At 60.5% G+C, this 14350-nt stretch carries 10 protein-coding genes; 4 read left to right on the forward strand and 6 right to left on the reverse strand.

Features of this window, described 5'->3' with window-relative positions:
- Positions 1-78 precede the first annotated feature (78 nt).
- Entirely contained in the window at positions 79-2001 is a 1923-nt protein-coding gene (locus JFU47_RS18160; RefSeq protein WP_201184708.1) for an acetyl-CoA hydrolase/transferase family protein, read from the forward strand.
- Between the two features lie 140 nt (positions 2002-2141).
- Here the strand turns inward: JFU47_RS18160 and JFU47_RS18165 are convergent, their stop codons facing one another.
- Positions 2142-2714 carry a xanthine phosphoribosyltransferase gene (locus JFU47_RS18165; protein ID WP_020799401.1) on the reverse strand — a complete coding sequence of 191 codons (573 nt, stop codon included), beginning with the start codon at positions 2712-2714 and terminating at the stop codon, positions 2142-2144.
- A 56-nt stretch (positions 2715-2770) separates the two neighbouring features.
- Complete coding sequence (rep, locus tag JFU47_RS18170; RefSeq protein WP_201184711.1) at positions 2771-4780, reverse strand: DNA helicase Rep; 2010 nt, start codon at positions 4778-4780, stop codon at positions 2771-2773.
- A 263-nt stretch (positions 4781-5043) separates the two neighbouring features.
- Between rep and JFU47_RS18175 the strand changes: the two genes are divergently transcribed.
- A complete protein-coding gene (locus JFU47_RS18175; protein ID WP_201184713.1) occupies positions 5044-6717 on the forward strand; it encodes a putative bifunctional diguanylate cyclase/phosphodiesterase in 1674 nt (557 codons plus the stop codon).
- Between the two features lie 108 nt (positions 6718-6825).
- On the opposite strand, the gene JFU47_RS18180 is transcribed toward JFU47_RS18175, so the two are convergent.
- Positions 6826-8223 (reverse strand): NorM family multidrug efflux MATE transporter, encoded by a 1398-nt coding sequence (locus tag JFU47_RS18180; RefSeq protein WP_201184715.1) that lies wholly within the window; start codon positions 8221-8223, stop codon positions 6826-6828.
- A gap of 159 nt (positions 8224-8382) precedes the next feature.
- On the opposite strand from JFU47_RS18180, the gene JFU47_RS18185 reads away from it, so the two are divergent.
- Both JFU47_RS18185 and JFU47_RS18190 read left to right on the forward strand, forming a co-directional pair.
- Positions 8383-9303, forward strand: coding sequence for a LysR substrate-binding domain-containing protein (locus tag JFU47_RS18185; RefSeq protein WP_046053830.1), 921 nt, complete (start codon positions 8383-8385; stop codon positions 9301-9303).
- 183 nt (positions 9304-9486) lie between these two features.
- A complete protein-coding gene (locus JFU47_RS18190) occupies positions 9487-11463 on the forward strand; it encodes a methyl-accepting chemotaxis protein (protein WP_201184717.1) in 1977 nt (658 codons plus the stop codon).
- 138 nt (positions 11464-11601) lie between these two features.
- On the opposite strand, the gene JFU47_RS18195 is transcribed toward JFU47_RS18190, so the two are convergent.
- Genes JFU47_RS18195 through JFU47_RS18205 form a run of 3 tightly spaced genes read right to left on the reverse strand, consistent with a single transcriptional unit; the run spans position 11602 to position 14344 of the window.
- On the reverse strand, positions 11602-13041 hold the full coding sequence (locus JFU47_RS18195; protein WP_201184719.1) for a vWA domain-containing protein: 1440 nt from the start codon (positions 13039-13041) through the stop codon (positions 11602-11604).
- A 57-nt stretch (positions 13042-13098) separates the two neighbouring features.
- On the reverse strand, positions 13099-13605 hold the full coding sequence (locus tag JFU47_RS18200; RefSeq protein WP_129440031.1) for a hypothetical protein: 507 nt from the start codon (positions 13603-13605) through the stop codon (positions 13099-13101).
- A gap of 4 nt (positions 13606-13609) precedes the next feature.
- Complete coding sequence (locus JFU47_RS18205) at positions 13610-14344, reverse strand: hypothetical protein (protein WP_201184721.1); 735 nt, start codon at positions 14342-14344, stop codon at positions 13610-13612.
- Positions 14345-14350 lie beyond the last annotated feature (6 nt).

The following is a 14350-nucleotide window of genomic DNA, read 5'->3' on the forward strand; positions in this document are numbered from 1 at the left end:
CGGCTGAGACTGTTCATTGCAGCAAAGACGCGGCAAGCTCGGTCCAACCCCAATTCACGGAATGTAAGGGAGGATCAGATGGTGCAGCTGTGTTCTATCGAGCAAGCGGTCGATGATGTCTTGGCACGGTTGCCGGCGCATATCCACATGGGCCTGCCCCTCGGTCTGGGCAAACCCAACCACTTCGTCAACGCGCTGTTTCAACGCATCGCGCAGTTGCCCGAGCGGCAGCTGACGATCTACACCGCCCTGTGCCTGGGCCGTCCTTCCTTGGGTGACGGTTTGCAAAAGCGCTTTCTCGAGCCCTTCATCGAGCGGGTTTTTGGCGATTATCCGGAACTGGATTTTCTGGCCGACCTGCATCGCGACAGCCTGCCGTCCAACATCCATGTTCAGCAATTCTTCATGCAGCCCGGCAGCCTGCTCCACAGCGCACAGGCCCAGCAGGATTACGTCAGCAGCAATTACAGCCACGCCGCTCGAGACATCAACGCCGCCGGATTGAACCTGGTGGCGCAATTGGTGGCGAGCCACAGCGAACACCCTGACCGCCTGAGCCTGAGCTGCAACCCGGACATCACCCTCGACCTGTTCCCGATGATCGCTAAACGCCGGGCGGCGGGGGAGACGATCCTGCTGGTGGGGCAGGTGCACAACGATTTGCCGTACATGCCCGGCGATGCTGAAATCGGTATCGACACGTTCGACCTGCTGATCGACGAGAAGGACAGCACCACGCTGTTCTCCACGCCGAACATGCCGGTGGGTTTCCAGGATCACTTCATCGGGCTGCACGCCAGCACGCTGGTGCGCGACGGCGGCACCTTGCAGATCGGCATCGGCGCCATGGGTGATGCCCTGACCGCTGCGCTGCTGGCGCGGCAAGCTGACAATGTCGGTTACAAGGCATTGCTGGCGGATATCAATCTCAGCCAGTGGGCGCAACTCATCGACCGCGAAGGCGGCGTCGAACCTTTCGCCAAGGGCCTTTACGGTTGCAGCGAAATGTTCGTCAACGGCTTGCTGGTGCTGGCCGACGCGGGGATCGTGCGGCGCAAGGTCTATCCGGATGTGCCGACCCAGCAACAGGCGAATGCCGGCACGCTGGATGAAGCCGCGCAAACTGACGGCATTTCGGTGCATGGCGGTTTCTTCCTTGGGCCGCGCAGTTTCTATGAGCGCCTGCGCGAGCTGCCGCACAACAAGCGGCTCGAATTCAATATGACCCGCATCAGCTACATCAATGAGCTCTACGGTCAGGAAGAACTCAAACGCTTGCAGCGCCTTGATGCGCGTTTCATCAACACCGTGTTTACCATGACCTTGCTGGGTGCAGGCGTGGCCGATCAGCTCGAAGACGGGCGAGTGCTCAGCGGTGTCGGCGGGCAATACAACTTCGTTGCACAAGGACATGCACTGGAAGGGGCGCGTTCAGTGTTGCTTCTGCGCAGCTGGCGCGAATCAGGCGGTGAGGTCAGTTCGAACATTGTCTGGGAGTACGGCCATTGCACGATCCCGCGACACCTGCGAGACATCGTGATCACCGAGTACGGCATCGCCGATCTGCGGGGCAAGACCGATGCGGCGGTGATCGAGGCGTTGCTGAATATCAGTGACTCCCGTTTTCAGCCGGGGTTGATCGAACAGGCTCAGGCAGCCGACAAGTTACCGAAGAATTTCCGTATTGATCCACGCTTCGCCGACAACAGTCCGCAACGCTTGCAGGCCATCCAGGCGCGGCATCCGCAGTTGTTTCCAGAGTATCCGTTGGGCTGCGATTTCACCGCTGAGGAGAAGGATCTATTGCGGGCGCTGAACTGGCTGAAGAGCAAGTTCAAGCTCACGGAGATTCTGGAGTTGGGCAAGGCAGCGCTGGATGCGCCGGAGCCTTCATCGTTTCCCGAACATCTGGAACGCATGCAGCTGACCAACCCGGAAGGGTTGAAAGAGGATTTGTTTCAGCGGCTATTGCTCACCGGCCTCAAAGCCACCGCGCCATAACAGCCAACACAAAACACCTGTGGGAGCCAGCCTGCTGGCGATGGCGATGGCGATGGCGTCGTGTCAGTCAAAACCTTCATGACTGACAGACGGCCATCGCCAGCAGGCTGGCTCCCACAGGGGAAATGCGGTGTTGCGGGTTACTCGATGAAGGTTACGACACCGCCAGCCAGCGACTGAACGCGGGCCAGGGATTCAACGCGATAACCCTGAGCATCCAGTTCCGCACGGCCGCCCTGGAACGACTTCTCGATCACGATACCCAAACCCGCGACGGTAGCGCCGGCCTGTTTGATGATCGAGATCAGCGCTTGCGACGCCTTACCGTTGGCCAAAAAGTCATCGATGATCAGCACGCGATCGCTGCTGGTCAGGTGGCGCGGGGAGATCGCCACGGTGCTTTCGGTCTGCTTGGTGAACGAGTAAACCGTCGCCGACAGCAGGTTTTCGGTCAGGGTCAGGGACTGATGCTTGCGCGCAAAAATCACCGGTACGCCGAGGTTCAGGCCGGTCATGATCGCCGGCGCAATGCCCGAGGCTTCGATGGTGACGATCTTGGTGATGCCCGAATCCTTGAACAGCGTGGCGAATTCGTCGCCGATCAGCTTCATCAGGGCCGGGTCGATCTGGTGGTTCAGAAAGGCGTCGACTTTCAGGACCTGGTCGGAAAGCACGATGCCTTCTTCGCGAATTTTCTTGTGCAGTGCTTCCATGAAGCTTTCCTCTAAGGACGGCTATGCGTCTAAGGCTGGTTAAAAAGTAGTCGATTCTAGCGCTTTAACATCGCGCGTATATCCGCCAATGCGGTATTCCCGCGAACGGCTTTGACTTCAACGGGCGTGTCGTCGGTGCCTTCCCAGGCCAAGTCGTCCGGCGGCAGCTCATCGAGGAAGCGGCTCGGCGCGCAATCGATGATCTCGCCGTATTGCTTACGCTTGGCGGCGAAGGTGAAGGCCAGCGTCTGGCGCGCTCGGGTAATTCCGACGTAGGCCAGCCGACGTTCTTCTTCGATGGTGTCGGCTTCGATACTGGAGCGGTGCGGGAGGATTTCCTCTTCCATGCCCATGATGAACACGTAAGGGAATTCCAGACCTTTGGAGGCGTGCAGGGTCATCATCTGCACACCTTCGGCGCCGTCTTCCTCTTCTTGCTGACGTTCCAGCATGTCGCGCAGGACGAGTTTGCCGATGGCGTCTTCGACGGTCATCTCGCCTTCTTCGTCTTTTTCGAGGGTGTTCTTCAACGCCTCGATCAAGAACCAGACGTTACCCATGCGGTAATCGGCGGCCTTATCGCTGGAGCTGTTGGTGCGCAGCCAGTTCTCGTAGTCGATGTCCATGACCATGCTGCGCAGCGCCGAGATCGGGTCTTCGCCGGCGCACTGCTCGCGGACCTTGTCCATGAAGCGCTTGAAGCGCGACAGTCGATCGGTGAAGCGCGTATCCAGATGCTCGCCCAGACCGATTTCGTCGGTGGCGGCGTACATCGAGATTTTGCGTTCGGTGGCGTAGTTGCCGAGCTTTTCCAGCGTGGTCGAACCGATCTCCCGACGTGGGACGTTGATCACTCGCAGGAAGGCGTTGTCGTCGTCCGGGTTCACGATCAGGCGGAAGTAGGCCATCAGGTCCTTTACTTCCTGACGTCCGAAAAAGCTGTTGCCGCCAGAGAGGCGATACGGAATCTGGTGGTGTTGCAGCTTCAGCTCTATCAGCTTGGCCTGGTAGTTGCCGCGATACAGGATCGCAAAATCGCTGTACGGCCGGTCCGTGCGCAGGTGCAGGGTCAGCAATTCCACGGCCACACGCTCGGCTTCGGCGTCTTCGTTGCGGCAACGGATCACGCGGATCTCGTCGCCGTGGCCCATCTCGCTCCACAACTGCTTTTCGAATTCGTGCGGGTTGTTCGAGATCAGCACGTTGGCGCAGCGCAGGATGCGGCTGGTGGAGCGATAGTTTTGCTCCAGCATCACCACTTTCAAGGACGGGTAATCATCCTTGAGCAACATCAGGTTTTCCGGGCGCGCACCGCGCCAGGCATAGATCGACTGGTCGTCATCACCCACCACGGTGAACTGGTTGCGCGTGCCGATCAGCAACTTCACCAGCAAATACTGGCTGGCGTTGGTGTCCTGGTATTCGTCCACCAGCAGGTAGCGGACTTTGTTCTGCCATTTTTCGAGGATGTCGGCGTGTTCCTGGAACAGCTTCACCGGCAACAGGATCAGGTCGTCGAAGTCCACCGCGTTGAACGCCTTGAGCGTGCGCTGATAGTGGGTGTAGACGATGGCGGCGGTCTGTTCCTTGGGGTTGCGCGCGTTTTCCAGGGCTTCGGGCGGCAGGATCAGGTCGTTTTTCCACGAGCCGATCATGTTCTTGATCTCGTCGACGCCGTCGTCGCCCGAGTATTCCTTCTGCATGATGTCGGTCATCAGGGCTTTGACATCGGTCTCGTCGAAGATCGAGAAACCCGGCTTGTAGCCCAGCCGCACGTGTTCCTTGCGGATGATGTTCAGGCCCAGATTGTGGAAGGTGCAGACGGTCAGGCCGCGGCCTTCGCCGCCCTTGAGCAAGGTGCCGACCCGTTCCTTCATCTCCCGCGCGGCCTTGTTGGTAAAGGTCATGGCGACGATGTACTGGGCGCGGATGCCGCAATTCTGGATCAAGTGGGCGATCTTGCGCGTGATCACGCTGGTCTTGCCGGAGCCTGCACCGGCGAGCACCAAAAGAGGGCCGCCGACGTAGCTCACGGCTTCTTGCTGCCGGGGATTGAGTCGGGACATACGAAATCAGGGAGTCGTTTGCGAAATGGGCCGGCATTTTAACAGGCTCAGCGATTTGTGCTGCTCTCTCCGACTTGTGACGCAGGACGCTATCTATATTTGCCGGTTTTGATACTTTCACGCAGGATGCGCGTTGAATGTGCGTCTATTGTTCGTTATTCAAGATACAAAGCCGCGTTTGATAACCGAGGTCATTTGGTCATTGGTTACCGGCGCTGCATAATGCCCGCCGCCTACATCTTTGCAGAGTCTAGGGAGCTAGCTTGTCTACGCCTGTCGAACCCTTGCGTTTGCTGCTACTGGCCGAAGAGCCAGCGTGGGCAGCGTTGTTGCGCGAGTGTCTGGCTCCGATGGGGAGCTCGACCGTGCTCATCAGCGCACCGAGCTGGGAGTCAGTCAGCAGTCTGTTCGATGACAACCGCAACGCGGTGTTGTTGACGATTCCAGCGCTTCAACCTCTACCTGGCCGTTGCAGCCTGCCGACGGTATTGCTGCTCGAGCACGAACCACTGGCGCCGCCCGATGGGGTGAGCGACTGGCTGGTACGCGATCACCTTGATCCCGGCATGTTGCGCCGGTGCCTGCGGCATGTGCGCGAGCGTGGCGTGCTGGAAAACACCCTGCAGCGCCTGGCTGAGCAAGACCCGCTCACCGGCATCGCCAATCGCCAGGGTTTCCAGACCTTGCTGGCGGCGCGTCTGGCGGAAAACGACGGCCGCGGTATGGCCCTCGGTCACCTTGATCTCGACAACTTCCGTCATGCCAACGATGCCCTCGGTCACCAGGCCGGTGACCGGTTGATCCTGCAAGTAGTCGCGCGGCTGAAAAGCCAGCTTGAGGCCGGCGATCAGCTGGCACGACTGGGCAGTGATGAGTTCGCCCTGCTGATCGACACCCGCCGCGCGCCTCAACGCGCCGAATGGATGGCCGAGCGCATTACCGAAGCGCTGGCCGAGCCTTACTGGGTCGACGGCGAAAGCCTGTTGATCGGTTCCAGCCTCGGTATTGCCCACGCCCGGGCCCAGGCCGGCGCCGACCCGCTGATGTGGCACGCACACATCGCCATGCAACAAGCCAAAAGTACTCAGGGCTGTACCTTTCACATCTTCAACGAACGCATCAATCGCAATGCCCGCAGCATGGCCGATCTCGAAAGCGAGCTGCGCCGGGCGTTGCGCCGGGATGAACTGGAACTGCATTACCAGCCTCGCCTGAACCTTGAGGACGGGCAGATCGTCGGCCTCGAAGCCTTGGTGCGCTGGCGCCATGGCGAGCGCGGCTTGCTGCCACCCAGTGAGTTCGTGCCGCTGGCCGAGCAGAGCGGTTTGATCGTGCCGCTCGGTTACTGGGTGATTTCCCGCGCCTTGCGCGACATGCAAGCGTTGCGCGAACGGGGTTTGCCGGCGTTGCACATGGCGATCAACCTGTCGTTCCGGCAGTTTCAGGACAGCCAATTGTTGTCGACCCTGAGCCGGCTGATTGCCGAGCGCGGTGTCGAGGCGCAATGGCTGGAGTTCGAGCTGACTGAAACCGCGGTGATGCGCCGCAGTGATCTGGTGAAGCAGACCATGGATGCCCTGGGGCGTCTGGGTGTGCGCTTTTCCCTGGACGACTTCGGTACCGGTTTCTCTTCGTTTGTGCACCTCAACAGCCTGCCGATTACCTTGCTGAAGATTGATAAGAGCTTTGTCGGCGGCATGGAACAGCGCGAAGAGAATCGCAAACTGGTCCACGCGATGATCAACCTGGCGCACAACCTCAATCTTGAAGTGGTCGCCGAAGGCGTAGAAACGCCGGAGCAGCTGGATCTGTTGCGCGGGTTTGGCTGCGATCAGGTGCAGGGATATTTGATCAGCAAGCCGTTGCCGTTAGCGGAGTTGGTTGAGTATTTGACGTTCGGTTCGAGCCAGCAGCCGTCACTGGAAGTCGTGAGCTAACCACGAACAAATGTGGGAGCGAGCCTGCTCGCGATAGCGGAGTGTCAGTTGACATAGTTATTTACTGACAGACCGCTATCGCGAGCAGGCTCGCTCCCACAGGGGGTCTCAGTCAGGCTGGGCGACCGGGAAACTATTCCGCGGCGCAGGCTCCTGCCGAATCATCCGCTTCATCTTCCACTCAAACGCCCACGTCAGGCTCACCGCCGCGCATGCCAGCCCCAACGCCAACCCCCACCAGACACCCGTCGGCCCCCAATTCAAATGGAAGGCCATCCACCAGGCAGCCGGCGCGCCAATCAGCCAATAACATCCCAAACCCACGAGGAACGTGGTCTTGGCATCCTTGAGCCCGCGAATGCAGCCCATGGCGATGGTTTGCGTGCCGTCGAACAGCTCGAACCACGCGGCGACCGCCAACAGGCTCACGGCCAGGTTGATGACGTCGCGAAACGCCGGGTCGTTGTGGTCCAGGAACAAACCGATCAACTGATTCGGCAGCAACCAGAAGACCATGGCGAAGGCAAGCATCGCCGCCGCGCCAAAAGCGATGCCGACCCGTCCGGCCAGCCGTGCATTCAGCAGCTGCCCGGCGCCGTAGTGCTGCCCGATGCGCATGGTGATCGCATAGGAAATCCCCGCCGGAACCATGAACGCCACCGAGACGATTTGCAGGGCAATCTGGTGTGCGCCCATTTGCGTACTGCCCATGGTGCCCATGCACAGCGCGGCGAACGCAAACAGTCCGACTTCCACCGCGTAGGTGCCACCAATCGGCAGACCCAGGCGCCACAGTTCCTTGAGGTATTGACGGTTAGGCCGCGACAGGCCTTGGCGCAAGGGATAAGCGTCGTAAGCCGGATGCCGACGGATGTGCCAGGCCAGCGCCAGCGCCATGCAGTTGGCGACAACAGCGGTCACCAGCCCGATGCCCATCAACCCCAGTTTCGGCAGACCGAACATGCCGGTAATCAAGGCGTAATTGAGCAGGAAGTTGGCCACGGTGCCGCCGAGGCTGATGACCATCACCGGTGTTGCCCGGCCGATGGCGCTGGTAAAGCCGCGCAGGGCCATGAAGCTCAGGTAGCCGGGCAGGGCGAACGGCAGGATCAGCAGGAACTGCCCGGCCGCGTGGACGTTGGTTTCGGTCTGGCCGAACAGCAGCAACACCGGTTTGAGGTTCCACAGCAGCAGCCCGGCCACCAACGCCATCAACCACGCCAGCCATAACCCGGCCTGGGTCAGCCTGGCGGCGCCGACGATGTCGCCCGCACCCTGACGGATGGCCACGAGGGTGCCAACCGCGGCGATCACGCCAATGCAGAAGATCGACACGAACGAGTAAGTTGCTGCGCCCAGGCCGCCACCGGCCAGCGCCTCTGGACTCAGGCGCGCCATCATCAAGGTGTCGGTGAGGACCATCAGCATGTGCGCCAACTGCGAGGCAATCAACGGCCCCGCCAGCCGCAGGATGGCCCAGAGTTCGGTACGTGCTGGATGCTGCATGGTCATCACGCTCGATAATTAAAGAGGGACAGGAAAGCGTCGATTCTCGGCGCTCTCCGGGGTTTGCACAAAGGGATAAAAAGGATGGGTTGCATGATTCAAACTCATGCTGGAAAGTTTCTGCTAGGGTGACCGAATCCCGCTATAGGAGCTTTCCGAATGTCCCGTCGTCTTCCTCCCTTGTATGCCCTGCGCGCATTCGAAGCGGCGGCGCGGCACAGCTCGTTTACCCGTGCGGCCGAAGAATTATCGATCACCCAAAGTGCGGTCAGTCGGCACATTCGTACGCTAGAAGAGCATTTTGCCTGTCGGCTGTTTCACCGCAGCGGACGCAATCTGCAACTGACCGAATCGGCGCGGTTGATCCTGCCCGGCATTCGCGAAGGCTTCACCGCCCTGGAGCGGGCCTGCAATACCTTGCGCGCCGAAGATGACATCCTGCGGATGAAAGCACCGTCGACCCTGACCATGCGCTGGCTGCTGGCACGGCTCAGCCGCTTTCGGCACCTGCAGCCGGGCAACGAGGTGCAATTGACCAGCGCCTGGATGGACGTCGACTCGGTGGACTTCAACCATGAACCGTTCGACTGCGCCGTCATCCTCAGCAACGGGCATTTTCCGCCGGACTGGGAGGCGAGTTTCCTGTTCCCGGAAGAGCTGATTCCAGTCGGTGCGCCGAATCTTCTGCAGGATCAACCGTGGGATGTCGCGCGGCTGGCCAATGCCGAACTGCTGCACCCGACACCGGATCGTCGCGACTGGCGCAGTTGGCTGGAACGCATGGGGCTGGCGGATCAGGTGTCGCTCAAGGGCGGGCAGGTGTTCGACACGCTGGAACTGGGCATGATCGCCGCCGCCCGAGGTTATGGCGTGTCCATGGGCGATCTGCTGATGGTGGCGGAGGATGTGGCTCAGGGACGTCTGAGTTTGCCGTGGCCGACGGCCGTCGCCAGCGGTGAGAAATATTACCTGGTCTGGCCGAAAACCCGCCCCGGAGGTGAACGTTTGCGCAGGCTCAGCGACTTCCTGCAAGGCGAAGCCCGAGCAATGGAATTGCCCGACGTTCAACACTTGGGCTGAATCGATAGAGCCGCCGCAATGGCGGCCTTGAGCCATATCCCGGTTAATTACTCAAGTATTCCGTTTTCCCGCCGAAAATGCAGGTGGAACCTTCGTGCAGGTTCGACGCAATTCCCATTATTAGAATTTTGCTGAGTGTGCAGCCAGATCAAGGAAGATCCGGTCGCTCGGCCAGGAGCTGTCATGTCCCAACCTCGTGCCCGGATCGCCTCACAGCTTGGTCTTGCGCTTGCCGTGATACTGGCGATTGTCATCAGCGGCAGTACGGTGTTCGCCCTGCGTTCGCTGGACACCGCCAACCTCTCGACCCGCGAAGAACACCTGGCCAGTGAAGCCCGTTTGCTGGCTGATCAGTTGAGCACCTTTCACGGCACGTTGCGTGAAAGCACCCAGCGCTTGGCCGGTCTGTTCGAGAAACGCTTCAGCGCAGGGTTGAGCGTGCATCCGGACGAGCCGGTGGCCGTGGCGGGCACTCAGACCCCGGGCCTGCACCTGGGCAGCGAAGTGCTGAACAACAACTTCAAGGAAGTGGACGAGTTCAAGCAAATGACCGCCGGCGTTGCGACTGTGTTTGTGCGCAGCGGCGAAGACTTCATTCGGGTCAGCACGTCCCTGAGCAAACAGGACGGCACCCGAGCCATTGGCACGCTGCTCGATCACGCGAACCCGGCCTATGCCCGCTTGATGGCGGGGCAGGCCTACGTCGGTCGCGCCTTGCTGTTCGAACGCTCCTACATGACTCAGTACACCCCCGTACGTGACAGCGGCGGTAAGGTGATTGCTGTTCTATTCGTAGGATTCGATTACACCGACGCGCAGAACGCGCAGTTTGCCAACCTCAAGCGCTTCCGTATCGGCCAGACCGGCTCCCTGGCGTTGCTCGATGACCAAGGCAAATGGCTGGTGCCGATCGCGGGTGTGCAAGCGCTGGATCAGGCGACGCCGACCATCGTTGGTTTGGCGAAAACGCCGGGCAAGGGCGAGTTCTGGAGCGACAAGTCCGAAGATTTCTACAGCATTGCCGTACCGTTTGAAGGCGGCCCATGGTCGGTAGTAGCGAGCATGCCGAAAACCGAAATCCGTGCCGTGACCTGGAGTGTCGGCATTCAATTGGCGATTGGCAGTCTGCTGGCGATGTTGATCGCTGTGGGTTCGGCGGTCTGGCTGTTGCGCAGCAAACTGGCGCCGCTGGGTGATCTGGTGCGTCAGGCGGAAGCCTTGGGCGCCGGTGATTTGAGCGTGCGTCTGAACGTATCGAGCAATGACGAAATCGGTCAGCTGGCCCGCGCGTTCAACCAGATGAGCCAGGCGCTGTCGACCATGGTCGAGCACATCCGCAAGGCCTCGCAAGAGGTCAACAGCCGTGCCCAGGCCTTGTCCGGTCTGTCCGGTGGCGCCTATGAAGGGATGGAGCAGCAGTCGGGCGAAATCACCAGCATGGCCGGCGCCGTGGAAGAGTTCAGCGCAACGTCCCTGAACATTGCCGACAACATGGGCAGCACTCAGCGTCTGGCTCAAGAAAACGCACAGCAAACCCAGATCGGTCGTACGTCGATGGACGAAGCGTCCTCGTCCCTGGAACAAATTGCTGGAGCGCTGAACAGCACGGCGACGGTGATCAATACCTTGGGTCAGCGCTCCCAGGAAATCGGTGGCATTGTCGGGGTGATTACCTCGATTGCCGATCAGACCAACCTGCTGGCGCTCAATGCCGCCATCGAAGCCGCTCGTGCCGGTGAGCAGGGGCGTGGTTTTGCCGTCGTGGCCGATGAAGTTCGTAACCTGGCCTCACGCACTCGCGAAGCGACCGACGAAATTTCCGGCATGATCCAAAGCATTCAGCAGGAAACCGGTAACGCCATCAGCACCATGGAGCAGGGCAACCTGTTGATGCAGGAAGGCCTGTCGCGCAACGCCAACGTGGCTTCGGCCCTGGCGCGGATTGACGAGCAAAGCCGCTCGGCCGGTCAGCAATTTGCGGCGATCACCACCGCGACCCAGGAGCAGAGCAGTACCGCGACATTGCTCAGCAGCAACCTGCAAAGCATTGCATTGGCCAACAGTGAGCAGCGCGAAGTGGTGTCGAACCTGGCCGTGACCGCCAAAGAGTTGGAGAAGCTCGCGGCGGACTTGCGTCACGAGGTTGACCGGTTTCGTTGAGGCGCCGCTGAAATAGCTATCGTCGGAACGCCGCCCGGAGCCGGCTCGCTCCCACAGGGTTTTGTGTCGATCACAAATCCAGTGTGGGAGCGAGCCTGCTCGCGATGGGGTCACCTCAATTCAGGATCTGTTCCCAAGTCAGTTGCACTTGGCATTGCTGGACACTTCCTTGGTTGCCTGTTTCAGCTGGCTACCCAGCTCAGCCGCATTGGTGCTGCTGTAAACCCGGCCACCGGTATTTTCAGCGATGCAGCGTGACGGGCCACCGGCGCCGATTTTCACCACGTTGACCCGCAGGCGCGGCTGTTCTCTGGCGATTCGGCGGGACACCGCGCAAGCGTCTTTCTGACAACCGTCCTCACCGTCGACAAACATCACGATCACTGCATCGTTATTGCGTCCGTCGACCGTGCTGGCGGCGTAGGCCAGGCTGTCGGCCAGCGGGGTGCCGTCGTTGGGAACCAGACCGCGAATCCCGTTGATCAACCGCTGACGATCGCCAAACTTGAACACGCCCTGGTCCGGTGTTCTTTCGCAACCGGCGAAGGTGATCAGGCGCGTGTTGATCTTCGGGTCCAGCCCATTGATCATGCCGGCCAGCGAGTCCTTGGCGACGTCCATGCGGCTGGGCTTGGCGAAGATCTGCATGGTGCGGTTCGGGTCCAGGTACTTGTTCATCTCATTGCCGAAGAACCAGTCCTCGTCGGCTTTCACTGACTTGATGTTCAAATCCATCGAACCCGAGGTGTCGAGCACTACCACAAATTGCGGGGGCACGGCATCAGGCGCTTTTTTGCGGCATGCGTAGTTGTCCAGCGTCGGGGCTGGAGGTGGCGGCGGTGGCGGCGGTGGTGGTGGCGGCGCGGCCACGACCGGTTTTGGTGGTGGGACCGGCTTGGGTGGCGGCACTGGTGCTGGTTCGGGCACGGGCTCTGGTTCCGGAGCAGGTTCCGGTTCCACGACAGGCTCGGGAACAGGCTCAACCGGTTTCTCGGCGGGCGTCACCACGGGCGCAACCGGCGCAACCGGTGGAGCCACGACAACCGGCTCACGGTGCAAGAACCACCAAAGCCACAGCGCCAGAAGCAGCAACAACAACGCGAGCAAGGCCGCCGCGATCCACCAGCCACGACGCGATGGCGGAACAACCGGCACCAGCGGAACAACCGGCGGTACGATCGGTTTGGGCGGGCGCTGGTTCCAGCGCACCACCAATGGCTCACCGTTGAGGCTGTAGAGTTTGTCCAGCTCCGGTGTGCCGAGCAGGCTGCGCAGGTCTTCGGCTTCCGTCGGTTGACCGCGTCTTTGCAGTTCGTCCGCCAGCTGTCCGAGGGACGTCTGGCGCACTTCATAGGTTTCCAGCAAACGTCGTTGCGCGTCCTCGTTGAGGTCAGCGTAGGGTGTAGGTTGCCCACCCAGTTCGGTCCACCACTCCAGCACGTCGCCGCTGCCCATCCGCGGGATGGCAAAAAGGCTGGCGACGGTCGGCGGAAAGTGTTTCTGGATGAGGGCGACTTTGGCTTGCAGCGCACTCATCCCCTCCGGTGTGGCTTGCGCATCCCTGATGACCCGCTGCATGACGACGATTCCTGAAAAAAGTGCAGGCCTCCATCAGGAGGCCTGCGGGGTGAAAAGTTACTCTTCGTAGCCGAGGCTGAATTGCAGCTGATTGACCTTCTTCTGCAACGCCTTCAGCTCTTCCTGCTTGGCCTTCAGCGTCGCTGGAGTGGCTTTGGTCGTTGGCGCAGCCTGCGAAGCCTTGAGTTGCTGCTCAAGCCCGGCAATCTGCTTCTGCACCTGGCTTTCATTGCCATGCCGTGCTTTGAGCGAGGTCAGCAGCTGCCCCAGCGACTGATTCAGCGCCGCCTGGGATTTCTGCTGGCTGGCCAGGTCGGTTTTGGTGCTCAGCTGCTGGGCCTGAATGTTCTCGTACACCTGACGGAACATTGCGTTTTGCTGACGGGACTCGCTCAGGGCCAGTTCCTTCTGCTTGACCTGATCGCTGTAGCCACCGGAGTAGTCGCAGTTCATCTTGGTCAGCATGCTGCTGTCGCGATTGGTCGCATCGCATTCGCCCGGCTTGGTCGCGCAACCGCTCAAGGCCAGGACGGCGGTAAGGACCGCCAGTTGTCGTAGCGTCATGTGCTTAGCCCAGGGTGATTGCGGAGCGTTGGCTGTACAGACCGTCGACTTCCTTCTGCAGGGCGGCGACTTTCTGGTTCATTTTCATAATGTTCATGTCCACCTGCTTGATCTCGGCGCCGGCGGCGCCTTGTGCACGCTCGGCGTCTGCCACTTTGGTGTACTCGGTGACTTTGATGCGCATGTTGCCGAGGTCTTTACGCAGGCGTGCGATGTTCGAATCGATCTCGGCGATTTGCACCTGGGCCTTGGCCTTGTCGACTTTCTTGTTGGCGATGTCCTTTTTGATCTGGGCGATTTGCGCCTGGTCATCCTTGATCACTTGCTGAGCGGTCGCGGTACGGGCGATCACGTTCTGCGTGTCTTGTTCGACGTCGCTGTTCATTTTAGCCAAGCGGGTGGTGGTGTCGGCGTATTCGCTGCGACGCTGATCCAGATAGTAGTTCGCACCCATGGCCACGCCGCACGCGGTAATACCGGCGGCGGCGGCGCACACCGCTTTGTTGTTGCTGTTGGACAGCGCGCAAGCGAGGATGCCGACACCGGCGCCCATGGCGCAGGCCTGATAGCCGGACTTGCTGAAGAACTCTGAATCTTGGCCCTGGGTCAGGCGCGGGTCGGTGCCGTCGCTTTCGCCGAGCAAGGAGCTACCGGTGTTGGCGCAACCGGTCAGCAGCAGGCTGCCGGCGACAACGAAAGCGATCTGTAGCTTGAAGCGAGTCCAAAGGCTGCGCGACATGGTGAA

Origin of the sequence: Pseudomonas sp. TH39(2020) (genome assembly GCF_016650715.1) — a bacterium.
Lineage (GTDB): Bacteria > Pseudomonadota > Gammaproteobacteria > Pseudomonadales > Pseudomonadaceae > Aquipseudomonas > Aquipseudomonas mandelii_C.

Coding starts and splice junctions, on each gene's coding strand:
- rep (WP_201184711.1), bottom strand. CDS start 4,780: ATGTCCCGACTCAATCCCCGGCAGCAAGAAGCCGTGAGCTACGTCGGC.
- JFU47_RS18185 (WP_046053830.1), top strand. CDS start 8,383: ATGTCCCGTCGTCTTCCTCCCTTGTATGCCCTGCGCGCATTCGAAGCG.
- JFU47_RS18195 (WP_201184719.1), bottom strand. CDS start 13,041: ATGCAGCGGGTCATCAGGGATGCGCAAGCCACACCGGAGGGGATGAGT.
- JFU47_RS18190 (WP_201184717.1), top strand. CDS start 9,487: ATGTCCCAACCTCGTGCCCGGATCGCCTCACAGCTTGGTCTTGCGCTT.
- JFU47_RS18165 (WP_020799401.1), bottom strand. CDS start 2,714: ATGGAAGCACTGCACAAGAAAATTCGCGAAGAAGGCATCGTGCTTTCC.
- JFU47_RS18205 (WP_201184721.1), bottom strand. CDS start 14,344: ATGTCGCGCAGCCTTTGGACTCGCTTCAAGCTACAGATCGCTTTCGTT.
- JFU47_RS18160 (WP_201184708.1), top strand. CDS start 79: ATGGTGCAGCTGTGTTCTATCGAGCAAGCGGTCGATGATGTCTTGGCA.
- JFU47_RS18200 (WP_129440031.1), bottom strand. CDS start 13,605: ATGACGCTACGACAACTGGCGGTCCTTACCGCCGTCCTGGCCTTGAGC.
- JFU47_RS18180 (WP_201184715.1), bottom strand. CDS start 8,223: ATGCAGCATCCAGCACGTACCGAACTCTGGGCCATCCTGCGGCTGGCG.